Below are 24,447 nucleotides of genomic sequence, written 5' to 3' on the forward strand. Positions count from 1 at the left end.
CGGGGCCCCCCCCCCCCCCCCCCCCCCCCCCGGGGGGGGGGGGGGGGGGGCGGGGCGGGGGGGGGGGGGGCGGCCCCCCCCCCCCCCCCCCCCCGGGACGGCGAGGGGCGGCATCATGCCATGCATGCGTGCTGCCCGGCTCATCAAGATGGTGCTGCTTCTTCAGTCCCGGCCCGCCATGACCGCCGCCGAGCTGGCCCGCGAGCTGGAGGTGTCGGAGCGGACCGTCACCAGGGACGCCCAGGCCCTGTCCGAGGCCGGCGTCCCGGTGTACGCCGAGCGGGGACGCGCCGGCGGCTACCGCCTCGTAGGCGGCTACCGGACGCGCCTGACGGGACTCGCCCGAGGCGAGGCCGAGGCGCTGTTCCTGAGCGGCGTACCCGGCGCGCTCAGGGAGATGGGCCTGGAGGACACCGCCTCGGCGGCCCGCCTGAAGGTGTCCGCCGCCCTGCTGCCCTCCCTCCGCGACGCCCCGAGGACGGCGGCGCAGCGGTTCCACCTGGACGCCCCGGCGTGGTTCCAGGAGCCGGAGCCGCCCCCGCTGCTGCCCTCGCTCGCGGAGGCGGTCTGGGACGACCTGCGCGTCACCGCCCGCTACCGGCGCGGCGAGGACGAGGTGTGCCGGACGCTGGAGCCGTACGGCCTCGTGCTCAAGGCGGGCGTCTGGTACCTGTGCGCCCGCGTGACGACCACCCCGGCGGGCCCAGCGGACCCGGCGACGACCCCCGGTGCCTTCCGGACGTACCGCATCGACCGGTTCAGCGCGGTCGAGCCCCTGCCGGACCGTTTCGTCCGGGACGACCTCTTCGATCTCCCCGGCTTCTGGGCCGACCAGGCGGAGCGTTTCGCGCGGTCGATCCTGCGGGCGGAGGTCGTGCTGCGGCTGTCGCCGACGGGCGTGCGCAGACTGCCGTACGCCGTGGATCCCGTGGCCGCCCGCGACGCCCTGGCAGGGGCCGAGGCCGAGGAGAGCGCGGGCGGGTGGGTGACGGCGGTGCTGCGGGTGGAGTCCGAGGACGTGGCGCACACCCAGCTCACCGCGCTGGGCCCGGAGGCCGAGGTGCTCTCCCCCGAGTCGCTGCGCCGCCGTCTCGCCGAGGACGCGGCGCGGCTGGCGGAGCTGTACCGGCGATAACAATCCCCCGCACTCCGGGTGCGGCCCACCCCTCCAGGCACGATGCTGGGACCCGTGATGGACGAGACGGAGTTCTGGGAGCTGGTCGACGCCGCCCGCGAGGCGGCCGAGGGGGACCCCGAGGAACAGGCCGACCTGCTCGTGGACCGGCTCCTGCGGCTGGACCCGGACATGGTCCTGGACTTCGCCCGTCACTTCGAGGCCCGCTACCACCGCGCGTACACCTGGGATCTGTGGGGCGCCGCGTGGGTGCTGCTCGACGGGGCGAGCGACGACGCCTTCGACTTCTTCCGGTGCTGGCTGATCGGTCAGGGCCGCGAGGTGTACGAGGGCGCGGTGCACGATCCGGACTCGCTCGCCGAGCTGCTGGGCGAGTTCGACGAGGAGATCGACGGCGACGGCGAGGAGCTCGGCTACGCCGCCGACGAGGCCTACGAGCAGCTCACCGGGACCGTCGCCCCGGATCTGGGCATCGCGCCCGCGCCCGCGGAGCCCGAGGGCACGCCGATCGACTTCGAGAACGCGCGGGCGCTCGCCGAGCGCTACCCGCGACTGTGGGAGCGCTTCAAGGACTGATCGCCGCGGCGGACGCGGAGGCGCGTCTCAGGCAGCCGTGCGGCGGCGGGTGCTGTCCGACGGGATGTAGGCCTGCGGCTGCTCGGCCCGCACCGCGTGGTGCATCGGCGCCTTGTTGGCCTGCTCCAGCGCGGAGGCGGTGCTCGCGGCCGGGCCGAGGACGACCGCGGCGACGGCGCAGACGACCGTCCAGGGGCTGCGGGCGGCGCGGGTCCAGCCGGCGGCCGTGTCGACGCTCTGCGTGCTGTTCATGGCTTCCCCACCTCCGGGTCGGTTCCTGTCACGCATGACCGTAGGGCGCGGGGATGGGAGGACTCTGAACGCCGCCTAGGGCATTCCTGTGAACGCGGGGAACGACGTCCGGCCCTGGAGCCGGGCCGCCGTCCGGCGGATCTCCGGCAGGCGCTCGGCGAGGGCCGCGCCGGGGCAGGTCGTCATGAAGCCGTCCCGGTGGCCGGCGAGGGCGGGCAGCAGGACGGTGGTGCCGGCGGCGAACCGGCTCTGGCTGTTGCTGGAGGTCAGACGGACCGTCGACCGCGGGTCGACTCCGGACCGGCCGAGCTTCCAGGCGGCGACGGCCGCGATCGCGTCGACCATCGGCTGCGGCACGGCCGCCCCGGCGGTGAAGGTGCCGAGCGCGGCGACGCCGGCGGTGCGGTGGTTGAAGCCCTGGGTGTGCGCGCCGGTGACGGCGCGGTCGATGCCGCCCGCGCGGCCCTCGTAGACGGTGCCGCAGCGGTCGACGAGGAAGTTGTAGCCGATGTCGTCCCAGCCCCGCGCGCCGGTCTGGCCGGTGTAGAGGTGGCGGATGATGCGGGGCGCGTCGGCGCAGTCGTAGCCGTTGGGCGAGTCGGTGTGGTGGACGAAGACGGCGACGACCTTGTCGTCGTGGCGCGGCGGCGGCTGGCTGCGGGCGGCGAGGCCGGCCGGGTCGGCGGGGTCGGCGAGCCAGACCGAGCGGGGCACGACGTAGGGCCGGGGGGCGAGGTGCGCGGTCGCGGGGCGGGACCCGGCGGAGTGGAGGGCGCGGGCCGCCGCGGCGGCCGTGGCGGCGTGCTCGATCCCGCCCGCGCACAGCGGCAGGGCGAGGGCGGCGGCGAGTCCGGGCAGACAGCCCAGGGTGACGAGGAGCGGTCTCGGCAGCCGTGCGGGAACACGCAGCCGTGCGGGAACACGCAGCCGTGCGGGAACACGTGCCCGAAGCCGTTCCGGAAGATGCGCCGGAAGGTGTGCCGGAAGCCGTTCCCGCACGCGCCGCGCGAGGCGGGTGGCCTGTCGGATGGCACGCATGGTCCCACTCTCGGACGGTTCGTCCAGGTCCGCGATGTGTGGTGTGCCACCCGGTGGAACCATCCTCCCGGTCCGTGGCGTTTTTCGGGGTACACGCGTGCGTGGCCGGTTCGGTCCGCCACGGGTGTGGCCGAATCACACCTGATCACCGGGCCGGTCCCGCACGTACTAGAGGATCCGAGAGAAAGGCGGCCGCGTGGACCTGCTCGACATCCTGCTGGTGCTGGTGATGCTGGCGTACGCCGCCTCGGGGTACCGACGCGGCCTGGTGGCCGGCTGTGTCTCGCTGGCCGGTTTCGTGGGCGGCGCGGTGGTGGGCGTGTGGGCGCTGCCGTGGGTGATGGGCCTGGTGACGTCGGGCACGACGGCGGCGACGGTGACCGCGGTGCTCACGGTGCTGGTCCCGGCGGCGGTCGGGCACGAGCTGGCGGGGCGGCTGGCGCTCCGGCTGCGCCGGGAGCTGGACCGGGGGCCGCTGCGGGTGGCCGACGGGATCGGCGGGGCCGCGGCGAACGCGGTGGCGGTGCTGATCGTGGCGTGGGTGGCGGCGAGCGTGCTGGGCGCGTCGGCGTCGCCGATGGTGACGTCGGCGATCCGGGACTCCCGGCTGCTGGGGACGGTGCAGGACACGATGCCGGACACCACTCCGGCGTGGTTCTCGCGGGCGACGTCCGCGCTGACCCAGGCGGGCTTCCCGCAGGTCTTCAACCCGTTCGAGACGGAGTCGACGGCCGAGGTGGCCAAGCCCTCCGGCGACAACGTCACGGCGAGCGCGACGAACGCGGCCAAGCTGAGCACGGTGAAGGTCGAGGGCGTCTCGGGCAGCCAGGGCCGCGAGGGCAGCGGGTTCGTGTACGCGGCGGAGCATGTGATGACGAACGCGCACGTGGTGGCGGGCATCGACGACCCGACCGTGCGGGTCGGGGGCGTGGGGCGGACGTACGAGGCGCGGGTGGTGCTGTTCGATCCGGCCAAGGACGTGGCCGTGCTGTACGTGCCGGAGCTGCGCGCGCCGGTGCTGCGCTTCGACGACGAGGCCGCCCGCGGGGACGCGGCGGTGGTCGCCGGCTATCCGCAGGACGGCGGTCTCGACCTCCAGGCGGCGACCGTGGCCAACCGGGTGGACGCGATCGGCAGGAACATCTACAACGACGCGACGGTCACCCGCGAGATCTACTCGGTCCGCTCCAAGGTCCGCCCCGGCAACTCCGGCGGGCCGCTGCTGACCACCGACGGCCAGGTCTTCGGCGTGGTCTTCGCCCGCTCCACCTCGGACGCCGAGACGGGCTACGTCCTGACGGCCGCGGAGGTCTCGGGCGACGCCGAGCGGGCGGCGGGGGCGACGCAGGCGGTGGACACGGGCGAGCTCACGTCGTGAGCGGCGGGGGCGGCGGGGGCGGCGGCGGCGCTACAGGAACCGCCCCATGAGGACGTCGTCCACGTACTGCCCGCGCAGCCGGAACTCCTGCGGCAGGACGCCCTCCACCGCGAACCCCTCGGACGCGTAGAGCTCCCGGGCGGGGGCGTTGTGGCCGAGGACGCGCAGGGTGAGCCGGCGGGCGCCGCGTCGGCGGGCCTCCTCGACGGCCGCGCGGACCAGGGCGCGTCCGACGCCCCGGCCGCGTGCCTCGTCGGCGACGGCGAGGCCCTGGATCTGCCGGACGTGGGCGTTGCAGGCGAGGTGGGTGGGGAAGCCGAGGCGGATGTAGCCGACGAGGCGGGGCCCGGTGAGGTCGGCGGGGTCGGCGAGTTCGGCGAGTTCGGCGAGTTCGGCGAGTTCGGCGACCAGGTGGTCCTCGGGGCGGTGGCGTTCGTCGAAGAAGGGGCCGTACGGCGGCTGCGGCTCGGGCACGACGGCGTGCAGCGGGGACCAGGTCAGCCGGTCGAGCAGGGCGAGGGCGTCCTCGTCGGCGGGCAGGGCCGGGCGTATGCGCGGGGCGTCGGGCAAGGGGACGGGCTCGGGCGTGAACTGGGGCATGGGCGTCACCCTATGACTCGTCATGGCGCGTGATTTCGCGGCGGCACCCGGCAGGATGGCGGCATGGAACCTACGCGAATCGCGGTGGCCGGCGCGTCCGGTCTCATCGGCAGCGCCCTGGTGCGGTCCCTGACCGCGGACGGACACGAGGTGGTGCGCCTGGTACGCCATGCGCCCGAGTCCGCCGACGAGCTGCGCTGGGACCCGGAGCGGGGGCGGGTGGACGAGGCCGGGCTCGCCGGGTGCGACGCCGTGGTCAACGTGGCGGGGGCGGGCGTGGGCGACCGCCGCTGGACGGACGCCTACAAGAAGCGGATCCATGACAGCCGGGTGCACGGGACGCGGGCGCTGGCCCGCGCGCTGGCCTCCCTGCCCGAGCGGGAACGGCCTCGGGTGCTCGTCAACGGCAGCGCGATCGGCTTCTACGGTGAGACGGGCGAGCGGATCGTCGACGAGGACGCGCCCTCCGGGAAGGGCTTCCTGCCGGAGCTGTGCGTGGAGTGGGAGGCCGCCGCGGCCCCCGCCGCTGAGGCGGGCGTGCGGACGGTGTTCGCGCGCACCGGGCTGGTCGTCGCGCGCGGCGGCGGCGCGTGGGGACGCCTGTTCCCGCTCTTCCAGGCGGGGTTGGGCGGGCGGATGGGCGACGGACGGCAGTACTGGTCGTACGTGTCGCTGCACGACGAGGTCGCGGCGATCCGTCATCTCCTCGACCGGGACGACCTGTCGGGGCCGTTCAACCTGACCGCGCCGGAGCCGCTGACGAACCGGGAGATCACCGAGGCGATGGGGCGGGTGCTGCACCGGCCGACGCTGTTCGCGGTGCCGGCGCCGGTGCTGCGGAAGGTGCTGGGCGAGATGGCGGGGGATGTGCTGGGCAGTGCGCGGGTGGTGCCCAAGCGGCTGCTGGAGTCCGGGTTCACCTTCGCGTTTCCCGGGATCGACGATGCCCTGCGCGCCGCCTGAGGCACCGTCAGTTCGCTGAGGAACCGGCCGGGACCGTATGCGACCGCTGTGCGACCGTGCCCTGTCCATGCGCGACTGTTCCCGACCGTTCACGGCCCTACCCTCGATCCGAACTCGGGTATCCCGGACGCCCGTTGGGGGCATCACGTCTCCACCGGCCGCGCAACCTCGAGGCGAGGAGGGGCACGTGCTTGAGCCCGCTTACCAGGCAGACGTCGTCATCGTGGGAGCCGGGGTCGCCGGTCTCTCCGCGGCGCATCGGCTGACCGACGCAGGAGTGACGACGACGGTCCTGGAGGCCGCCCCCTGCGTGGGCGGCCGGATGGCGACCGAGAAGGTCGACGGCTTCCGGCTCGACCGCATCGGACAGCTGCTGTCCACGGCGTATCCCGAACTGGCGCTCACCCCGGGGCTGGACGCGCTGGTGCTGCGTCCGTTCGCCCCGGGGGTGCTGCTGCACAGCGACGGACGCCGCCAGCGCGCGGGCGCGTCGGCGGCCGCGGGGAGCGCGGGGGGCGCGCGGGGCGCACTTCACGCCGTACGCGCCCTGACGAGCGCCCCTCGGCCGGGGTCGCTGTCCAAGCCCCGCCCCGGGGGCGCGCGGGCCGTGGCGGCCCTGCCCCGGGTGCGCGCGGGCGCGCCGCTGGGCACCGCCGTGGACCAGGCGCGGCTCGGCGCCGCGCTCACCCGGATCGCGGCGATGCCCGTCGACCGGCTGCTGCGCCGCCCCGAGTCGCCGGCCGCGCAGGCCCTCGCGGCCCGGGGGCTGCCCGCCCGGACGATCGACGGCTTCCTGCGTCCGCTGCTCGCCGCGCTGCTGTGCGACCCGGACCTCACCACCTCCAGCCGGTGCGCCGACCTCGCGCTGCACGCCTTCGCGGCCGGACGGCTGTGTCTGCCGGAAGGCGGGGCGGACGTGCTGCCGGAGCTGCTCGCGCGGACGCTGCCGGCGGGGACCGTGCACACGGGGGTGCGGGTCACCTCGGTCTCGACGACCTCGGTGACCACCGCCGAGCACGGGGTGTTCCGCTGCCGCGCGGTGCTGGTCGCGACGGACGCCCGGACGGCGGCGGAGCTGCTGCCGGGGCTGCGGGTGCCCGACTTCCACCCCGTGACGGTCCTGCACCACACGACGGACGAACCGCCGGCGACCGGCGGTTCGCTGGTCCTGGACGCCGACCGGGGCGGGCCCGTCGCCCACACGGCGGTGATCAGCGATGTCGACCCGAGCCGGGCGCCGGCCGGACGGACGCTGATCTCGTCCACGGTCCTCGGCGCGCCCCCGCCCGGCGTCGACACCGCCGTCCGCATCCACCTCGCCCGGCTCTACGGCGTCCCGACCGCCCGCTGGGAGACGCTCGCCGTCCACCACACCGCGGAGGCCGTCCCGGCGATGCGGGCGCCGCACGATCTGCGGCGGCCGGTGCGGCTGCTGGCGGGCCTGTACGTCTGCGGCGACCACCGGGACACGAGCACGGTCCAGGGCGCCCTGCACTCCGCCCACCGGGCGGCCAGGTCGATCATCTCCGACCTCACCGCAACAGCCTCCCTCCACACGGCGGACCCCACCCCCACCTTGCGCCACCCCACACCGGCAGCAGCATGACCCTGGGGGCTCCGCCCCCAGACCCCCGGGCCTATGCCCACCCACCACCCGACTCGCTTGGGAGAAGGGCGAGCAAATCCAGCCCGTCCGGCGTTTGAGGACGAGGCCCGTTCAGGGCCGAAAGGGGGGTCCGGGGGCGCAGCCCCCGGGGACGGGGCGGTTAGGGACGGCGGGGCGAGGAACACCGGCCCCGCCGCCCGGCGGGTCAGCCCAGCCCCACCACCCGGTCCCGATACAGCCGCGCCGGCGCGGCATCCCGATACGGCTCCAACCGCCGCTCGAAATCCCGCACATACTCCACAGCCCGCACCGACCGCATCTCCACCGCCTGCCCCGCCGCCTCGGCCGCCAGCTGACACGCCTGGTCCAACTCCCCCAACCCCAACCGCGCCGACGCGAGCACGACCCGGCAGAACAGCCGACTCCGCGCGAACGCCACCGGCCGCAACTGCAACGCCCGCTCGGCATGCTGCGCCGCCGCCCGGAACTGCTGAAGATCCCGATGGCAGTGCCCGAACTCGTCCGCGAGCTGCCCCTCGTCGAAGAACCGCGCCCAGAACGGCACTTCGTCCCCCGCCCGCCCCGCCTCCAGCGCCCGTTCCGCCCGCACGAGGGACGCCGTGCAGGCCCGCACCTCGCCCAGCACCCCGTGCCCGCGCGCCTCGGCCGAGTGCAGCAACGCCTGCACGACGGGCGGCGCGTTGGTGCCGACCCCCTGCTGGGCGACACGCGCGAGCTGCACCGCCTCCCGCCCATGGCCGAGATAGACCGCCTGGCGGCTCATCGTGACGAGCACGTACGCCCCGTACGCCCGGTCCCCGGCGGCCTGCGACAGACGCAGCGCCTGGACGAAGTACCGCTGCGCCAGCCCGTGCGCGGCGATGTCGAAGGAGGTCCAGCCGGCGAGGCGGGTGAGGTCGGCGGCGGCGGCGAAGAGCCGGCGGCCGGTCTGCTCGCCGTAGGTTCCGCGCAGCATCGGCTCGCACTCGTGCTCCAGGTAGCGCACGAGGGCCTGGCGGGCGTGGCCGCCGCCGTACATGTCGTCGAGGGTGCGGAACAGCTCGCCGACGGAGCGGAGCGCGGAGATGTCGCCGCCGGTGACCCGCTGGCCGGGACCGCGCTCGGCGGTGCCCCGCTGCCGAGGCACACCGCGCCCGCCCGGCACGGCGTTGCCGACACCGACCCCGACGGCCTTGCCGAGCCCCACGGCCGCACCGGCGCCACCCGGCGGCAAGCCCCCGAGCACCCCGCCCCCACCACCGCCACCAGCGCCACCACCGCTGCCGCCACCGCTCCCGCTCCCGCCCTGCGGAGCCGCCGACCGACTCCCCGGACGCCCCTGCACGGGCACCCGGACCCCCACCGAGGCCGGTGCCGCCCCGGAGACGACGGCCGCCGCCGCGGGCGGCTGGTCGCCGCGGGCGACCCTCTCGTCCGCCCGCCCGATCAGCCAGTCCCGGCTGGGCACCACCAGCCCCGCCGACGTGAACGCGATCTTGCGCAGTTCGGCATGGCTGCCGGAGTCCTTGCGCCACAGCCCGCCGACGATGTCGACGGCCTCCTCCGGCGTGCCGGCGAACTCCAGCCCCGCGTACACGGGGGCGCAGGCGTCCAGGCCGAGGTCCTGGGCGGTCAGCCGGCGGCCGAGGCGGCGGGTGAACACCTCGGCGATGAGGGCTGGGGTGGTGCCCCGGGGCTGCTGTCCGCGCAGCCAGCGGGTGACGGAGGTCTTGTCGTATCTGAGGTCCAGGCCGTGTTCGAGACCGAGCTGGTCGACGCGCCGAGCCAGACCCGCGTTGGAGAAGCCCGCTTCTGCGATGAGCGCGGCGAGCTGGCGGTTGGGAGTGCGCTGCGCGGGTCGTTCCGTCATCTGCGGTGCGGTCTCCTGCCTTCCGGGCTTCTGAAGTGCCCGGATTGCCCTGTGAGCAGCCCTAATGGCCTCGTGAACGGCGCGAATGTAGCGGAGCGTAAGCATGCGATCGCACATCTCGACCTTCATTCATCCGATCGTGTGAGGATTGCCCGCAGGGCTGACGTGTCGGCACCGGACGTACAGTGGCGTGGGCGCGATACGTGCCTGACACAGCCATCCGCTGTTCACACAGCCGTCCGCTGTCACGTCTAGGGAGGCGCTTGCCGTGAGTGAGTTGCGGTTCGTCCGTATGGGGTTCGGCGCGGACGCCGTCGAGTACCGGGAGGCGTGGGACGAGCAGCGCCGGGTGCACGCGGCGCGGTTCACCGACGAGGTCCCCGACACCGTGCTGCTCCTCGAACACCCCCCGGTGTACACGGCGGGCCGGCGCACGTCGGACAGCGAGCGGCCGCTGGACGGCACTCCGGTCGTCGACGTGGACCGCGGCGGCAAGATCACCTGGCACGGCCCGGGTCAGCTGGTCGGCTACCCGATCCAGAAGCTGCCCCGCCCGGTGGACGTCGTCGCCCATGTGCGGCGGCTGGAGGAGGCCCTGATCCGCACCTGCGCCGACTTCGGCCTGGAGACCACCCGGGTCGAGGGCCGCAGCGGGGTCTGGGTCCTCGGCGACCCGGTGGAGCGGCGGCCGGCGCTCGGCGGACTGTCCCTGGACTTCGATCCCCGGCTCACCGACGAGGAGTTCGACCCGCGCCTGAACGGCCCGGAGTACGCGCCGTCCAACGCCGGCCAGCGCCGCGAGGACCGCAAGATCGCGGCGATCGGCATCCGCGTCGCCAAGGGCGTCACCATGCACGGCTTCGCCCTGAACGTGAACCCCGACAACAAGTGGTTCGACCGGATCATCCCGTGCGGCATCCGCGACGCCGGAGTGGCGTCCCTGGCCGCCGAGCTGGGCCGGGACGTGACCATCGAGGAGGTCCTCCCCGTCGTGGAACACCACCTCTCCGACATCCTGGCCAACGCCGACCTGAAGCCCCGGGAGATCGAAAAAACACCGGCGGCATAAAGCAGCCCGGCTGGGGGTGCCCCCTCTGGGGGAGCTTGAGGACCAAGCCGTCCAGGCCGAAGCGGGGGCCTGGGGGCGGCAGCCCCCAGCAAGGCCAGCACCGACGCCGGCCGACAAATCAACGGGCGTACCCTGAAGAACGCCGAAGAATCAAACGCTAGGGAGCCGGTCGTGTCCGCAGTCGCACCCGACGGACGCAAGATGCTGCGCCTGGAGGTCCGCAACAGCCAGACCCCCATCGAGCGCAAGCCCGAGTGGATCAAGACCCGGGCGAAAATGGGCCCCGAGTACACCCAGATGCAGAACCTGGTGAAGAGCGAGGGGCTGCACACCGTCTGCCAGGAAGCCGGCTGCCCCAACATCTACGAGTGCTGGGAAGACCGTGAGGCGACGTTCCTCATCGGCGGCGACCAGTGCACCCGGCGCTGCGACTTCTGCCAGATCGACACCGGCAAGCCGCAGGCGCTGGACCGCGACGAGCCGCGCCGCGTGGGCGAGTCCGTGGTGACGATGGACCTGAACTACGCCACGATCACCGGCGTCGCCCGCGACGACCTCGAGGACGGCGGCGCCTGGCTGTACGCCGAGACCGTGCGCCAGATCCACGAGCAGACCGCGGGACGCGAGGGCGGCCAGACCAAGGTCGAGCTGCTCGCCCCCGACTTCAACGCCGTCCCGGAGCTGCTGCGCGAGGTGTTCGACTCCCGGCCCGAGGTCTTCGCGCACAACGTCGAGACCGTGCCCCGGATCTTCAAGCGGATCCGCCCCGGCTTCCGCTACGAGCGCTCCCTGGGCGTACTGACGGCCGCCCGCGACTACGGGCTCGTCACCAAGTCGAACCTGATCCTCGGCATGGGCGAGACCCGCGAGGAGGTCAGCGAGGCGCTGCGCCAGCTGCACGACGCGGGCTGCGAGCTGGTCACCATCACGCAGTACCTGCGGCCCTCCGTGCGGCACCACCCGGTGGAGCGCTGGGTCAAGCCGCAGGAGTTCGTCGAGCTGAAGGAGGAGGCCGACCAGATCGGCTTCTCCGGTGTGATGTCGGGTCCGCTGGTGCGGTCGTCCTACCGCGCCGGGCGGCTCTTCGGGATGGCCATGGAGTCCCGCGAGTCCTCCGCTTCGCGGCGCGACGAGGAGGTCGTCGCAGCCCAGGCCGTCTGACGCCGGGCCGTCCGCGGTTCCCCGGATGGCCGCCGGGCAAGCGTGTGAATTCGGGCACAAGCGGCTACTCGCCAGTAGCGGCCGAATCGACGCGGTCCTGACCGTCCTCGCAGATGAGGGCATACGTCAGGACCGCGTCAGCGTTTTCCCCCCGCGCATCAGGGTTTCATTGGCGTTTGACCGGTCGGTCACGCCCTGGTAACACCAATCAGTGATGCTGGTGTCACACCACGTCGATTCGTGCCCAAGCCGCACTGAGGGGGACCTCCACATGCAGGCCGCGCCCGTTCGCGCCACCGCGATCCCTTCCTTCACCGACGCCCTGCGCGCCGTCGAGTCCCTGCTCATGAGCGGCGGCCAGCGCACCGCCCGGCGCAACGCCTGGACCTCCGTCCTGGAGGACCGCCGTCGCGCCAAGGACCGCTTCGAGGCGCAGCGCGTCCTCGAAGAGTTCACCTCCGCCAGTTCCTGAACACCCCCGCCTTCCCGCTCCCGGGCACTGCCGTCGTCGGCGCCGCCGGGGCCACGTAGACTGCTTCGCATGGCGAGGAAGGACACGGCGGCGGACGCCGCTAACCCCGGGCGACTGAAGCAGATCGCTCTGACCTACAAGATGACCCGCAAGGCCGACAAGAAGATCGGTCTTGTACTCGCGGCTGTCGGAATCGTCACCTTCGGTGTCTTCCTCGCGATCGGTTTCTTGATCGGCCACCCCATCTATCTCGGCATCCTGGGCTTCCTGCTCGCCTTCCTCGCGACGGCGATCGTGTTCGGCCGCAGGGCCGAGCGGGCCGCCTTCGGCCAGATGGAGGGGCAGCCGGGCGCTGCGGCGGCCGTGCTGGACAACGTCGGCCGAGGCTGGACGACCACCCCGGCGGTGGCCATGAACCGCAGCCAGGACGTGGTGCACCGGGCCGTCGGCAAGGCCGGCATCGTCCTGGTCGCCGAGGGCAACCCGAACCGGGTGAAGGGCCTGCTGGCCGCCGAGAAGAAGAAGATGAACCGCGTCGTCTCGGACGTCCCGGTGCACGATCTGATCGTCGGCACGGGCGAGGGCCAGGTCGAGCTGAAGAAGCTGCGGACCACCATGCTGAAGCTGCCGCGGGTGCTGACCGGCCCCCAGGTGACCACCACCAACGACCGGCTGCGCGCGATGGGCGACCTGATGAGCAACATGCCACTGCCGAAGGGCCCGATGCCCAAGGGCATGCGCATGCCGAGGGGCGGGGGGCCGAAGGCCCGCTGACCCCGGTCGGTCACGAGACACGAAGACGACGAAGGAGGGGCGCCCGGATCACCGGGCGCCCCTCCTTCGTCGTCTTCGCCGTCGGTCGTCTTCGCCGTCGGTTGTCTTCGACGAGGTACTAGATCCGTACCTCGACGGTCTTGGCCAGCCGGTCGTGCAGGCCGCGGCCGTCGCGGTCCCAGATCAGGGCCGGGACGGCGAGGCAGAGCAGGACCGTGCGCAGCAGGGCGCGCAGCGGGTTGACCGTGCCGGTCTCCAGGGCGACCACGCGCAGACCGAAGAGGCGCTTGCCGGGGGTGAACCCGACGGTGCCGACGGTGAGGACGCCGGTCACGAAGAAGATCAGCAGCGCCCAGTTGCTGGTGGCCTGGCCGTAGCCGTCGGTGATGAGGCCGTATGCGATCAAGAGGCACAGGCCCCAGTCCACGGCCAGCGCGCCCAGCCGGCGGCCGGGGCGGGCGATCGAACCCGGTCCCTGCTCCGGCAGGCCCAGCTGCTCGCCCCGGTACCCGAAGTCGGCACCGGCTTCCTCCATGGCCGCGCGGGGCCCGGAGAGCCACGATCCGAGTGCTTGCCTGTTGTCCACCCGTCCACGGTACTGCGCACCCTGGTGGCCCTGGCACGGCGGGGGTGGCGGCGACGGCGGTCGGAGCTACCGTGGAACCCGGGCGGTTAACTTCTGCGAAACAAATGGGTCACGCCCGAGAAATCACCCGTCCCTAGGGTCGACGACAGCGTGTGCCACCGCACTGGCCGCACGAACGAACTACCACCCCGGCGCGACGGTCGGGAGTAGGAGGAGCTGGATGTTCCAGAACGCCGACGAGGTCAAGAAGTTCATCGCGGACAAGGATGTCAAGTTCATCGACGTCCGGTTCTGCGACCTGCCGGGCGTCATGCAGCACTTCTCGCTGCCCGTCGAGGCGTTCGACCCGGACGAGGAGCTCGCGTTCGACGGTTCGTCGATCCGCGGTTTCCAGGCCATCCACGAGTCCGACATGGCGCTGCGCGCCGACCTGTCGACCGCGCGCGTGGACCCGTTCCGCCGCGACAAGACCCTCAACATCAACTTCTTCATCCACGACCCGATCACGGGCGAGCAGTACTCCCGTGACCCGCGCAACGTGGCGAAGAAGGCCGAGGCCTACCTCGCGTCGACCGGTATCGCGGACACCGCGTACTTCGGTCCCGAGGCCGAGTTCTACGTCTTCGACTCCGTTCGCTTCGCCACCAGCGCGAACGAGAGCTTCTACCACATCGACTCCGAGGCCGGCGCCTGGAACACCGGTGCGCTGGAGGACAACCGCGGTTACAAGGTCCGCTACAAGGGCGGCTACTTCCCGACCCCGCCGGTCGACCACTTCGCCGACCTGCGTGCGGAGATCTCCCTGGAGTTGGCCGCGTCCGGCCTCCAGGTCGAGCGCCAGCACCACGAGGTGGGCACCGCCGGCCAGGCCGAGATCAACTACAAGTTCAACACGCTGCTCGCCGCCGCGGACGACCTCCAGCTCTTCAAGTACATCGTGAAGAACGTCGCCTGGCGCAACGGCAAGACCGCGACCTTCATGCCGAAGCCGATCTTCGGCGACAACGGCTCGGGCATGCACGTCCACCAGTCGCTGTGGTCGGGCGGCTCCCCGCTCTTCTACGACGAGGCCGGTTACGCGGGCCTGTCGGACACCGCCCGCTACTACATCGGCGGCATCCTCAAGCACGCCCCGTCGCTGCTGGCCTTCACCAACCCGACGGTGAACTCGTACCACCGCCTGGTCCCGGGCTTCGAGGCGCCGATCAACCTCGTCTACTCGCAGCGCAACCGCTCCGCGGCCATGCGTATCCCGATCACGGGCTCCAACCCGAAGGCCAAGCGCGTCGAGTTCCGCGCGCCCGACTCCTCCGGCAACCCGTACCTCGCCTTCTCGGCTCTGCTCCTCGCGGGCCTGGACGGCATCAAGAACAAGATCGAGCCGGCCGAGCCGATCGACAAGGACCTCTACGAGCTCGCTCCCGAGGAGCACGCGAACGTCGCGCAGGTCCCGACCTCGCTCCCGGCCGTCCTCGACTCGCTCGAGCGCGACCACGAGTTCCTGCTCGCCGGCGACGTCTTCACGTCCGACCTGATCGAGACGTGGATCGACTTCAAGCGCGCGAACGAGATCGCCCCGCTCCAGCTGCGTCCGCACCCGCACGAGTTCGAGCTGTACTTCGACGTGTGATCGACCCGTAGGTCGTACGTCTGGATTCGTACGTCCGTCCGTCGGCGCCCCCGTTTCCTGTTTCTCAGGGCGGGGGCGTCGTCGTATGGTTCGTGCACAGCTGTTCGACAGAGGTGACGGGGAGACGGGGATGTCCGAACAGGACGACGTGGAGCGGGAGTTCGACCACAGATGGGCGGACTCGGCGGAGCACAAGGAGCCCTCGGCGCGGGCCCGGATGCTGGCCGCCCGCTGGAAGGAGAACCCACCCGAGCCCCAGCCCTTCCGGGCCGACCCGGGCCCGGTCGCCCCGCGCAGATCGTCCTGGCTGTCGACGACGATCGTGCTGGGCTGCGTGGCCCTGGTGATCTTCCTGCTGGGGTACACGCAGTACCGGTCGCCGTACTAGGAGTCGATTCGGGTGGGAGGCCTGGTGCTGGTACGGGTTGCCGCCGAGGTGGGAGCAGGCCGCTCCCCTGCCCGCCGATCTGTCGACGCTCGACGAGTCCCGGCTCGCCCTCGCCCTGTGCCACCGCGACGGGCGGATCCGTGAGGCCGCGGCGGAACGGGCGGCGCGCTTTCCCGGTCTGCTGCCGCTGATCGTCGTCCGGTGTACGTGCTGGAGCGCCGCAAGTGGGAAGCCGGGCTCCGTGGCTGAGCCTTTGCGGAGAGCGGGGGTGGGCGCGACCGGTTCATGGGGTGCGTGGGTGCACACTGGGCCGTGGGACGAGTGCCTGACTGCGGGGTGATGCAGATGCAGAGCCGTTTCCGGGGCGACCGGGGGCTGACCGTGCGGATGACGGTCACCATGTTCCTGCTGGGGTTGCTGTACGTGGCGTTCGTCGTCGCGTTGATCGTGTTGCTGAAGTCGTGGGTGCTGGTCGTCGCCGTGATCGCGGCGATGTTCGTGGCGCAGTTCTGGTTCTCCGACCGGGTCGCGCTGTTCGCGATGCGCGGGCGGGTCGTGGAGCGGGAGGAGTATCCCGAGCTGCACGCCGTCGTCGACCGGCTGTCCGCGCTCGCGGACATGCCGCGGCCCGTCGTCGCGGTGTCCACGATGGACATGCCGAACGCGTTCGCCACCGGGCGCGATCCCGACCACGCGGTGGTCTGCGTGACCACCGGGCTGCTGCGGCGGCTGGAGCCCGCCGAGCTGGAGGGCGTGCTCGCGCACGAGCTGTCGCACGTGGCGCACAAGGACGTCGCCGTGATCACCGTCGCGTCGTTCCTCGGCGTGATCGCGGGGCTGGTGGTGCGGTTCGCGTTCTACGGGCAGATGTTCGGCGGAGGGCGGCGGGACCAGAACACCGCCGCCGTCTTCGCCGCCGTGATGGGGGTGTCGGCGGCCGTGTACGCGATCAGCTTCCTGCTGATCCGGGCGCTGTCGCGGTACCGGGAGCTGGCCGCGGACCGGTCGGCGGCGCTGCTCACCGGGCGGCCATCGGCGCTGGCGTCCGCGCTGACGAAGGTGTCCGGCGACATCGCCCGGATCCCGTCGAAGGATCTGCGGACGGCGCAGGCGTTCAACGCGTTCTACTTCACCCCGGCGCTGGGCGCCGAGCCCGGGGTCGCGGGCCTGTTCTCCACCCACCCGAGCCTGGAGCAGCGCCTCGAACAGCTGGGGCGGATCTCCGCCGAACTGGGTGAGGCGGCGACCCCCGGGAGAGCGGGCTGACCATGGGGCTGCTGGACATCCTGCTCGGCCGGACCAAGCCGGCCGTAGCCGATCTGGACCGGCTGTTCGCGCTGCCGTCGGCGGCGGTGACGTTGCAGGCGGCGGCCGGGTTCACGCCGACCGGACAGGGCGCGGTGTGCTTCGCGACGGTCGAGGGCCCGGCCTTCGAGCAGACGCACCGGGAGGTCCAGGCGCTCCTCGACGCCGACACCGAGCGCACCGGTCCGCCGGTGCGGCTGCTGCGGGACGAGTACGGCTACTCCTGGCTGCTCTCGCACCGCGCCCCCGAGGAACTCCCGTTCCTGGTCAACGATCTGCACGCGGTGAACAGCGCGATGGAGGTCAACGGGTTCGGGCCGCAACTGCTGTGCTCGCTGGCCGGGTTCCGCGCCGACGGGGAGGGTGGCGGTGAGCCGGGGCGGCGGCTGGCGCTCGTCTACCTGTACAAGCGGGGCACCTTCTACCCGTTCGCGCCGCTGCCCGGCGCGGGGCAGCGGCGCGACAGCGCGCTGGAGCTCCAGGTGCGGGCGGCCCTCGCGGACGACCTGCCGGTCGAGCAGGACCTGAGCCGCTGGTTCCCGGTGTGGGGCGCCCCCGGCCTGTGAGAGCCGGGGACGCCCGCGCGGACGCTTACTTGGCGCGTCCGCCCTCCTGCCGACGGGACTCGAACGGGCGCTCGCGACGGTAACGGCGCTCCCACTTGGCCTGCTGGTCGCGGCGGTCGCGGTAGGCCTTGTAGGAGGTCGGCGCGGTGCTCGCGGCGGGGCCGGGAACGGACGCCGAGGTCGCGGTGCGCCCGTAGCGCACGTACAGGTAGAGCACGGCGACGGCGGCGAGCCAGTAGAGGTGGTTTCCGAATCCCAGGACCACCAGGACGGCGGTGCCGGAGAGAACGACGGTGCCCATGGTGTGCCTCCTTCCTGGGCAGGGGTGGGTGGCTGTGCGTGAGGGTGCGGGTTGGGGGGATGTCCTCACCGTAGCGACGCCGTCACTCGATGTGCATCTCCTTTTCGGCGGACCTAGAGTCACCAGAAACAGCACATCTACGACATTCGCCGCCTTAAGGGGTGCCCTCCATGAGCAATCTCTTCGTCGTCGCCTACGACGACCTCGCCACCGCCAACCAGGTCCGCGAGAAGCTGTTCGAGCTGTCCAAGGAGCATCTGGTCGAGCTGGAGGACGCGGTGGTCGTCGAACGGCACGACGACGGCCGGATCAAGCTCCACCAGGCGGTGAACCACACGGCGGTGGGCGCGGCCGGCGGCGCGGTGTGGGGCGGGGTGATCGGACTGCTCTTCCTGGCCCCGCTGCTCGGCGCGGCGGTGGGCGCGGCGGCCGGCGCGGCCGGGGGCGCGTTCGCCGACACCGGCATCAACGACGACTTCATGAAGGACCTCAGCCAGAACCTGCGCCCGGGCGCGGCAGCCCTCTTCGTCCTGGTCAAACACGCGGCCGAGGACAAGGTGATCCCGCAACTTGCTCCGTTCGGCGGCCAGTTGGTGCAGACCTCGCTGAGCAAGACAGAGGAGGAGCACCTCCGCGAGGCAATCGCAGCAGCCCGGGCCCCGAAGCCGCAGAACGGGGCGCCGACGGCGTGAGTCGACGGCGGAGGTGTGCTGGGCCGACGCCTGGAGGCTTATGCGGCAGGGGCGTTGGAGGCATACGACGCCAACGACCCCGGGTGCCGGGCCCCGTCCGATGGGACGGGGGCCGGCGGGGTGCTTACCTCGAGTAGCGCATGAAGGCTCGCACCATGTGGCACGTCGTGTCCGACGGCGGGTGGATGCCGAGCGATCGGGCCGTGTTGCGGATCTTCTCGTCGCGCGCCTGGCTGGGGAGGTAGACGCCGGAGTCGAGCAGGGCGATGGCGAGGCGCATCGCCTTGAGCCGGCGGTTGTGGGTGATGTACCAGTCACGGGGCCGGCCGGGCGGCAGCGCCCTCTTCTGCACGGGCACGTAGGGCAGGTTCAGTTGGGTCGCGAGCGGCTTCGTCTTGAGTGCGGCAGCGGGCACGGGCATCCTCCTGTCGCGGTCAGGGCACCGACCGGAATCTCCGGCGGGAACCCTCGAACACTGCTTCCATTCTACTGGCCACCACTGACAAAAGCCCCTGGCCACACGGGCTTTCGGGGCCACGGTGACGCACGGGATGAACGGGTTTCCGGGCGTCCGCCGAACCTCCGGTTACCGTGATCTCCATGGAGATCTGGATCAATCCTGCCTGTTCCAAGTGCCGCAGCGCGCTGAGTCTGCTCGACGCCGAGGGGGCCGAGTACACCGTGCGGCGGTACCTGGAGGATGTGCCGAGCGAGGGCGAGATCAGGGGGGTGCTCGAACGGCTCGGGCTCGAGCCGTGGGACATCACCCGGACGCAGGAGGCCGTCGCCAAGGAGCTGGGGCTCAAGGAGTGGCCGCGGGACGCCGGTTCGCGTGAGCGGTGGATCTCGGCGCTCGCCCGGAACCCGAAGCTCATCCAGCGTCCGATCATCACGGCGGACGACGGGACGGCGGTCGTGGCCCGGACGGACGAGGCCGTTCGGGATGTTTTGTCACGATGAGGGAGGGTGCCTCGTGTGAGTCACTTCACTGACTCCTGTCACCACTGAGCAACCCTGTTCGGGATCTCGTACATAGCGGCGTACGCTCCCCGACCTCTCAGGAGGCGCGCATGTCGCGTAGGAGAACTCTCAGCACGAAGAAGAAGCTCGCCCTGTTGGTGAGCGCCGCGACGGTGGCGGGAGGCGGGGCCTTCGTCATGGCGGCCACCTCGAACGCCGCGCAGAGTCCGCAGACGGCCGCCGAGTCGACCGTCTGTCAGGGTCTCGCCACCGCCCTCGGCAACAACCAGCGGTTCATCGCGGACCAGCAGGCCAAGCCGGACGCGCAGTCAGCGGCCCGGATCGCCAACCGCGAGGCGGTCATCGCGCAGATCAAGGTGCAGCAGGAAGCGTCCGGTTGCGTCGTTGGGGAGTCGGCTCAGGGCTCCCAGGTGACGCAGCCGACGCAGCCCGCCCAGCCCGCGCAGCCGCCCGCGCAGAGCGCCCCGGCCGGGAACGGCGGTGCGGGCAACGCCGGCGACACGGGTGGAGCCGCTGGCGCCGGCGATGCCGGTGGCGCCGCCGCCGGTCAGCAGGTCTGCAACGGCTCGACCGTCACCCTCTCCGGAGAGGGCGGCGCCCCGGCCGCGTCCAGCAACCAGTTCCCGGCGGGGACGAAGCTGAAGGTCACCAACCTGGACAACAACAAGTCCACGACCGTCGAGGTGACCTCGGTGTCCGGCAGCTGTGTGCTGCTGAACAACGCGGCCTTCGAGCAGGTGCGTGAGCCCGGCAAGTTCCTGATCCGCCGGGCCGTGATCGAAAAGGTGGGGTGAGGCTCAGACGACCAGAAACTCCCTGAGGCGGCGGCCCGTACCGGAGGGCGCGGCGAGCGGCAGCGCGTGATGGGACACGTCCGCAAGGACGTCAGTCTCCACACACGGGAGCAGCTCACCCGCCCGGGCCGGCACCTCGTACGTGTCATGGGTCCTGCTGTTCGCGGCCACGAGCAGCAGGACCCGCGCGTTCCCGGCCCCGCAGCGCCGCCGGGAAGCCCGCGGCGCGGCGGGAGCGACGGCTGAGCGCGGAGGTGTTTCGCCTCGCATACGGCCCGCGCGGCGGCCTCACGGCGTGAGCCGGGCCACAGCACCACCAGGTAACACGGGGTTCACACTCGGGCAATGACCGGGAAATCGCCTGTTGACAGGCTCGCGCACATCAAACGCGGCGCCCCAGTGCCGCAGCGCCGCAGCACCCGCAGTGCGCCCAGACACACCCCCGAAGGATGTGGCCCGTGAGCTTCAAGGCTGAGTACATCTGGATCGACGGCACCGAGCCGACGGCCAAGCTGCGTTCGAAGACGAAGATCCTTTCGGACGACGCCAAGGGTGCCGAGCTGCCGATCTGGGGCTTCGACGGGTCCTCCACCAACCAGGCCGAGGGCCACGCCTCGGACTGTGTGCTCAGCCCCGTCTTCGTCTGCCCGGACCCGATCCGCGGCGGCGACGACATCCTGGTGCTGTGCGAGGTCCTCAACATCGACCTCACCCCGCACCCCTCCAACACCCGCGCCGCGCTGGTCGAGGTCGCCGAGAAGTTCGCCGCCCAGGAGCCGATCTTCGGCATCGAGCAGGAGTACACCTTCTTCAAGGACGGCTACCCGCTCGGCTTCCCCAAGGGCGGCTTCCCGGCCCCGCAGGGCGGCTACTACTGCGGCGTCGGCGCGGACGAGATCTTCGGCCGTGACGTCGTCGAGGCGCACCTGGAGAACTGCCTGAAGGCGGGTCTGGGCATCTCCGGCATCAACGCCGAGGTCATGCCCGGCCAGTGGGAGTTCCAGGTCGGCCCGCTGGCCCCGCTGGTGGTCTCCGACCAGCTGTGGGTGGCCCGTTGGCTGCTCTACCGCACCGCCGAGGACTTCGGCGTCGCGGCCACCCTCGACCCCAAGCCGGTCAAGGGCGACTGGAACGGCGCCGGCGCGCACACCAACTTCTCCACGAAGGCGATGCGCGAGGGTTACGACGCGATCATCACCGCGTGCGAGTCGCTCGGCGAGGGCTCCAAGCCGCTCGACCACGTCAAGAACTACGGCGCCGGCATCGACGACCGCCTCACCGGCCTGCACGAGACCGCCCCGTGGAACGAGTACTCCTACGGCGTCTCCAACCGCGGCGCCTCCGTGCGCATCCCGTGGCAGGTCGAGAAGGACGGCAAGGGCTACATCGAGGACCGCCGTCCGAACGCCAACGTCGACCCGTACACGGTGACCCGCCTGCTGGTGGACACCTGCTGCTCCGCGCTGGAGAAGGCCGGGCAGGTCTGACCCACGACTCCTCCGAGGGGCGCTCACCGGTGCGGTGGGCGCCCCTCACCCGTATCGTGCGCCCCCATGGGGACGGAGAGCGGTCGGGCGGGGCGGGTGCGGGCGTACGGTCTGGCGGGGGACGTGCCGGGGCTGCGGCCGGGGCAGGAACGACCGCCGACGCGGGAGCGGAAACCAGCTCGAGGACGCAACCCGTCCGGGAACTACAGCCCGCCCGGGAGCGACAACCGGCGCGGGAGCGGGGGCCAGCGCGGGGATGACAACCGGCCGGCTGTCGGCGGTCCACCCGGAGTTGGTCAAGGCGCTGGCACGGTTCCCGGAGGTGGCGGCGGAGCGCGTCGAAGAGCTCGCCGAGCTGCTGACGCGGCACGGCACCGGGTACCCGACGGCCGCCGTCGCCGTGCTGGCTGCGCTGGGCCCCGCCGCAGGCGACGTGGGCGAGCGGGCGTTGCGGCGCTGCGTGGCCGAGGGCGTCCACTCCTCGGTCTCGGCGGAGGCCGCGGTTGCGCTCTGGCCTGTCGTGCGTTCCAGGACCTCATGTACGGCCACGCCCTGCACCCCGATTACGCGCTGCGCGCCGCCGTCCGCGAGCTCCTCGCGACCGCCCGGGTGGTCGGCTGACGTCAACTTCCCGCCAAGGAAGCGTCCAAGCAGTGAGAGGAGTCTGCTGTGACGGGCGTGTGTCTGCTTCAATGGGCCCATGGCCAGCTTCCAGAAGTGCTCCGCGACAGGTCGCTACGACCTCGAGCCCTTCTGGCCTTCCCGTCAGCACCACGACTTCGACCGGGTGTGTTGCCGCGTGAGGAACGCGCAGGCCCTCTAAAGCCGTACACCCCGGCCTTCGGCCAGCGCGCACACGACGTACGTCCCTCGACGGACCCCGACCACGAATCGCGGCCGTCGTCCTCACCGACGAACCTCCTCGCGCGAAAGAGCTGACCTCTCATGGCGACCACTCGTTCCCTCTCCGCCGCTCCCCTCACCGCCCCGGCCGTCTCCGGTTCCGCCACCGCCACCGCTCCCGTTCCCGCCCGTCACCGGCTGCGCGCCGTGGACCGGGACGAGGTGGTGGACGTCGCGGACTTCCTGCCGCCGGGCGCGACCTGGCTGCCCGCCCCCCAGCACACCCTGCCCGCGCTGCCCGGCCGGCCGCCGATGGTCGGGTACCTGGTGCTCGTCCCGGCCGACCAGCAGCCGCCGTTCCTGCCGGTGGCGGTGCCCGACCGGCCCGACGAGACCGTCGCGGCCTCCGTCACCTCCACCGCCCCCTCCGCCGTCGCCGCCACCGCCGTCGCCTCCACCGCCGTCGTCGAGGGCGCGGGCGCGGCGACCGACCGCGCCGTCCGGATCGACCCCGTGCAGCGCACGGCCTGGGTCGACGGGGCCGAACTCGACCTGACCTACCTGGAGTTCGAGCTGCTCGCACACCTGGTCGCGCACCCGCACCGGGTGCACACCCGCGACCAGCTCGTCACCACGGTGTGGGGCTACGGCCACGTGGGCGACGGCCGCACCGTCGACGTCCACATCGCCCGGCTGCGCCGCAAGTTGGGCGCGGAGCACCGCAAGTCGATCCAGACGGTCCGCCGGGTGGGCTACAAGTACACGCCGTCGACGGGTCGTTGACGGCAGACGGCACGTCGGACCGACGGCCCGCCCCACGACGGCTCGTTCTGCCGTCGGCAGATCACCGTTCCCTGCCACGCCCGGACCGGGCACAGTCACCGGCATGAGACTTCTGGTGCTGGGTGGTACGGAATTCGTGGGACGGGCCGTCGTCGAGGCTGCCCTCGGGCGCGGCTGGGAAGTGACGGTCCTCAACCGGGGGCGGCACGCACCCGTCCCCGGTACACGGTCGCTGGTCGGCGACCGCACCGCGCCCGGGGGCCTCGCGGCCCTCGAACAGGGCGAGTGGGACGCCGTCGTCGACACCTGGTCGGCGGCGCCCCGCGCGGTGCACGAGGCGGCGCGGCTGCTGCGGGGCCGCGCCCGCCGGTACGTGTACGTGTCGAGCTGCTCGGTGTACGCCTGGGCCCCGCCCGCCGGTTACGCCGAGGACGCGCCCGTCGTCGAGGGCGCGGAGGCCGACGCCGGGCAGACCGACTACGCGCGGGACAAGCGGGGCGGCGAGCTGGCCGCGGTCGACGCGTTCGGGGCGGACGCCTCGGTGCTGGTGCGGGCGGGACTGATCCTCGGCCCGTACGAGAACGTGGGCCGACTGCCGTGGTGGCTGACCCGGATGGTCCGCGGCGGCCCGGTCCTGGCGCCGGGCCCGCGCGACCTGCCGCTTCAGTACATCGACGTCCGCGACCTCGCCGAGTGGATCCTCGGGTCGGCGGAACGGGAGTTGAGCGGCCCGTACAACCTGATGAGCACTCAGGGGCACGCGACCATGGGCGAGTTCCTCCACGCGTGTGTACGGGTCACCGGCTCGGACGCCGAACTGCGCTGGACCGAGCCGCAGTTGATTCTGGACGCCGGTGTCGAGCCGTGGACGCAGCTGCCGGTGTGGGTGCCTCCGGGCAGCGACGCACACGACGCCCTGCACTCCGCCGACGTCTCGCGGGCGGTGGCGACGGGCCTGTCCTGCCGCCCGGTCGAGGAGACCGTCGCCGACACCTGGCAGTGGCTGCGCGACATCGGCGGCACGGCCCCCCAGCGACCCGACCGGACCAGCAAGGGCCTGGACCCGGAGGTGGAGGCGAAGGTGCTCGCGAGCGCGGCGGCAGCGGAGGCCTCCCGCGACTGACCGGAGCGCGGTCCGGGGGTGCGCCCGGGGTGTACCTGGCACCACCCCCTGACCGGGGCCCTCGGGCCAGTGCC

27 protein-coding genes are annotated in these 24,447 nt (G+C 72.4%); 20 read left to right on the forward strand and 7 right to left on the reverse strand.

All coding sequences use genetic code 11. From position 1 onward, the window contains the following. Positions 1-124: 124 nt before the first annotated feature. Both ACFYX4_RS02090 and ACFYX4_RS02095 read left to right on the forward strand, forming a co-directional pair. Positions 125-1,135, forward strand: coding sequence for a helix-turn-helix transcriptional regulator (locus ACFYX4_RS02090; RefSeq protein WP_389324292.1), 1,011 nt, complete (start codon positions 125-127; stop codon positions 1,133-1,135). Between the two features lie 57 nt (positions 1,136-1,192). After that, the gene (locus tag ACFYX4_RS02095; RefSeq protein ID WP_389326674.1) at positions 1,193-1,711 is read left to right on the forward strand and encodes a DUF4240 domain-containing protein; all 519 of its coding nucleotides are present in this window, start codon (positions 1,193-1,195) and stop codon (positions 1,709-1,711) included. A 27-nt stretch (positions 1,712-1,738) separates the two neighbouring features. On the opposite strand, the gene ACFYX4_RS02100 is transcribed toward ACFYX4_RS02095, so the two are convergent. Next, entirely contained in the window at positions 1,739-1,963 is a 225-nt protein-coding gene (locus ACFYX4_RS02100; protein WP_389324295.1) for a hypothetical protein, read from the reverse strand. Positions 1,964-2,038: 75 nt separating this feature from the next. Further along, positions 2,039-3,001 (reverse strand): peptidoglycan recognition protein, encoded by a 963-nt coding sequence (locus ACFYX4_RS02105; protein WP_389324298.1) that lies wholly within the window; start codon positions 2,999-3,001, stop codon positions 2,039-2,041. 196 nt (positions 3,002-3,197) lie between these two features. On the opposite strand from ACFYX4_RS02105, the gene ACFYX4_RS02110 reads away from it, so the two are divergent. Further along, positions 3,198-4,379: a MarP family serine protease gene (locus ACFYX4_RS02110; RefSeq protein WP_389324301.1), complete on the forward strand. Its 1,182-nt coding sequence runs from the start codon at positions 3,198-3,200 to the stop codon at positions 4,377-4,379. 30 nt (positions 4,380-4,409) lie between these two features. Here the strand turns inward: ACFYX4_RS02110 and ACFYX4_RS02115 are convergent, their stop codons facing one another. Beyond that, positions 4,410-4,979, reverse strand: a complete 570-nt coding sequence (locus ACFYX4_RS02115; protein ID WP_389324304.1) for a GNAT family N-acetyltransferase — start codon at positions 4,977-4,979, stop codon at positions 4,410-4,412. A gap of 63 nt (positions 4,980-5,042) precedes the next feature. Between ACFYX4_RS02115 and ACFYX4_RS02120 the strand changes: the two genes are divergently transcribed. Together ACFYX4_RS02120 and ACFYX4_RS02125 are read left to right on the forward strand one after the other, a co-directional pair. After that, a complete protein-coding gene (locus tag ACFYX4_RS02120; RefSeq protein ID WP_389324307.1) occupies positions 5,043-5,942 on the forward strand; it encodes a TIGR01777 family oxidoreductase in 900 nt (299 codons plus the stop codon). Between the two features lie 187 nt (positions 5,943-6,129). Next, positions 6,130-7,548: an NAD(P)/FAD-dependent oxidoreductase gene (locus tag ACFYX4_RS02125; protein WP_389324310.1), complete on the forward strand. Its 1,419-nt coding sequence runs from the start codon at positions 6,130-6,132 to the stop codon at positions 7,546-7,548. A 205-nt stretch (positions 7,549-7,753) separates the two neighbouring features. Here the strand turns inward: ACFYX4_RS02125 and ACFYX4_RS02130 are convergent, their stop codons facing one another. Then, a complete protein-coding gene (locus ACFYX4_RS02130; protein WP_389324313.1) occupies positions 7,754-9,418 on the reverse strand; it encodes a regulator in 1,665 nt (554 codons plus the stop codon). Positions 9,419-9,686: 268 nt separating this feature from the next. Between ACFYX4_RS02130 and lipB the strand changes: the two genes are divergently transcribed. The 4 genes from lipB (at position 9,687) to ACFYX4_RS02150 (ending at position 12,894) form a co-directional block, all read left to right on the forward strand. Next, on the forward strand, positions 9,687-10,487 hold the full coding sequence (gene lipB, locus ACFYX4_RS02135) for a lipoyl(octanoyl) transferase LipB (protein WP_389324316.1): 801 nt from the start codon (positions 9,687-9,689) through the stop codon (positions 10,485-10,487). A 171-nt stretch (positions 10,488-10,658) separates the two neighbouring features. Further along, on the forward strand, positions 10,659-11,648 hold the full coding sequence (gene lipA, locus ACFYX4_RS02140; RefSeq protein ID WP_389324319.1) for a lipoyl synthase: 990 nt from the start codon (positions 10,659-10,661) through the stop codon (positions 11,646-11,648). 271 nt (positions 11,649-11,919) lie between these two features. After that, positions 11,920-12,120 carry a hypothetical protein gene (locus ACFYX4_RS02145; RefSeq protein ID WP_358799336.1) on the forward strand — a complete coding sequence of 67 codons (201 nt, stop codon included), beginning with the start codon at positions 11,920-11,922 and terminating at the stop codon, positions 12,118-12,120. 69 nt (positions 12,121-12,189) lie between these two features. Next, positions 12,190-12,894, forward strand: coding sequence for a DUF4191 domain-containing protein (locus tag ACFYX4_RS02150; RefSeq protein WP_389324323.1), 705 nt, complete (start codon positions 12,190-12,192; stop codon positions 12,892-12,894). A 118-nt stretch (positions 12,895-13,012) separates the two neighbouring features. Here the strand turns inward: ACFYX4_RS02150 and ACFYX4_RS02155 are convergent, their stop codons facing one another. After that, positions 13,013-13,480, reverse strand: a complete 468-nt coding sequence (locus ACFYX4_RS02155) for an RDD family protein (RefSeq protein ID WP_389324326.1) — start codon at positions 13,478-13,480, stop codon at positions 13,013-13,015. Positions 13,481-13,700: 220 nt separating this feature from the next. On the opposite strand from ACFYX4_RS02155, the gene glnA reads away from it, so the two are divergent. The 4 genes from glnA (at position 13,701) to ACFYX4_RS02175 (ending at position 17,369) form a co-directional block, all read left to right on the forward strand. Then, entirely contained in the window at positions 13,701-15,110 is a 1,410-nt protein-coding gene (gene glnA, locus ACFYX4_RS02160) for a type I glutamate--ammonia ligase (protein WP_389324329.1), read from the forward strand. Positions 15,111-15,240: 130 nt separating this feature from the next. After that, the gene (locus ACFYX4_RS02165) at positions 15,241-15,498 is read left to right on the forward strand and encodes a hypothetical protein (RefSeq protein WP_389324332.1); all 258 of its coding nucleotides are present in this window, start codon (positions 15,241-15,243) and stop codon (positions 15,496-15,498) included. Positions 15,499-15,843: 345 nt separating this feature from the next. After that, on the forward strand, positions 15,844-16,764 hold the full coding sequence (htpX, locus tag ACFYX4_RS02170; protein ID WP_389324335.1) for a zinc metalloprotease HtpX: 921 nt from the start codon (positions 15,844-15,846) through the stop codon (positions 16,762-16,764). Positions 16,765-16,766: 2 nt separating this feature from the next. Continuing rightward, complete coding sequence (locus tag ACFYX4_RS02175) at positions 16,767-17,369, forward strand: hypothetical protein (RefSeq protein ID WP_389324338.1); 603 nt, start codon at positions 16,767-16,769, stop codon at positions 17,367-17,369. Between the two features lie 25 nt (positions 17,370-17,394). On the opposite strand, the gene ACFYX4_RS02180 is transcribed toward ACFYX4_RS02175, so the two are convergent. Further along, a complete protein-coding gene (locus ACFYX4_RS02180) occupies positions 17,395-17,670 on the reverse strand; it encodes a hypothetical protein (RefSeq protein ID WP_389324340.1) in 276 nt (91 codons plus the stop codon). Between the two features lie 170 nt (positions 17,671-17,840). On the opposite strand from ACFYX4_RS02180, the gene ACFYX4_RS02185 reads away from it, so the two are divergent. Continuing rightward, on the forward strand, positions 17,841-18,362 hold the full coding sequence (locus ACFYX4_RS02185) for a DUF1269 domain-containing protein (RefSeq protein WP_389324343.1): 522 nt from the start codon (positions 17,841-17,843) through the stop codon (positions 18,360-18,362). A gap of 124 nt (positions 18,363-18,486) precedes the next feature. Here the strand turns inward: ACFYX4_RS02185 and ACFYX4_RS02190 are convergent, their stop codons facing one another. After that, entirely contained in the window at positions 18,487-18,777 is a 291-nt protein-coding gene (locus ACFYX4_RS02190) for a hypothetical protein (protein ID WP_389324346.1), read from the reverse strand. A gap of 185 nt (positions 18,778-18,962) precedes the next feature. Between ACFYX4_RS02190 and ACFYX4_RS02195 the strand changes: the two genes are divergently transcribed. The 6 genes from ACFYX4_RS02195 to ACFYX4_RS02220 all read left to right on the forward strand — a co-directional run bounded on the left by ACFYX4_RS02195 (position 18,963) and on the right by ACFYX4_RS02220 (position 24,373). Next, positions 18,963-19,322, forward strand: coding sequence for an arsenate reductase family protein (locus tag ACFYX4_RS02195; protein ID WP_389324349.1), 360 nt, complete (start codon positions 18,963-18,965; stop codon positions 19,320-19,322). A gap of 110 nt (positions 19,323-19,432) precedes the next feature. Continuing rightward, positions 19,433-20,137, forward strand: a complete 705-nt coding sequence (locus tag ACFYX4_RS02200) for a hypothetical protein (RefSeq protein ID WP_389324352.1) — start codon at positions 19,433-19,435, stop codon at positions 20,135-20,137. A gap of 458 nt (positions 20,138-20,595) precedes the next feature. Continuing rightward, on the forward strand, positions 20,596-21,624 hold the full coding sequence (glnII, locus tag ACFYX4_RS02205) for a glutamine synthetase (protein WP_389324355.1): 1,029 nt from the start codon (positions 20,596-20,598) through the stop codon (positions 21,622-21,624). A gap of 256 nt (positions 21,625-21,880) precedes the next feature. Next, positions 21,881-22,297, forward strand: a complete 417-nt coding sequence (locus ACFYX4_RS02210; RefSeq protein WP_389324358.1) for a hypothetical protein — start codon at positions 21,881-21,883, stop codon at positions 22,295-22,297. Positions 22,298-22,569: 272 nt separating this feature from the next. Beyond that, positions 22,570-23,250 (forward strand): winged helix-turn-helix domain-containing protein, encoded by a 681-nt coding sequence (locus tag ACFYX4_RS02215; protein WP_389324361.1) that lies wholly within the window; start codon positions 22,570-22,572, stop codon positions 23,248-23,250. 103 nt (positions 23,251-23,353) lie between these two features. Beyond that, positions 23,354-24,373, forward strand: a complete 1,020-nt coding sequence (locus ACFYX4_RS02220; protein ID WP_389324364.1) for an NAD-dependent epimerase/dehydratase family protein — start codon at positions 23,354-23,356, stop codon at positions 24,371-24,373. The last annotated feature ends 74 nt before the right edge of the window (positions 24,374-24,447 follow it).

Source organism: Streptomyces sp. NPDC002328 (assembly GCF_042890065.1).
In the GTDB taxonomy this organism is placed as follows: Bacteria; Actinomycetota; Actinomycetes; order Streptomycetales; family Streptomycetaceae; genus Streptomyces.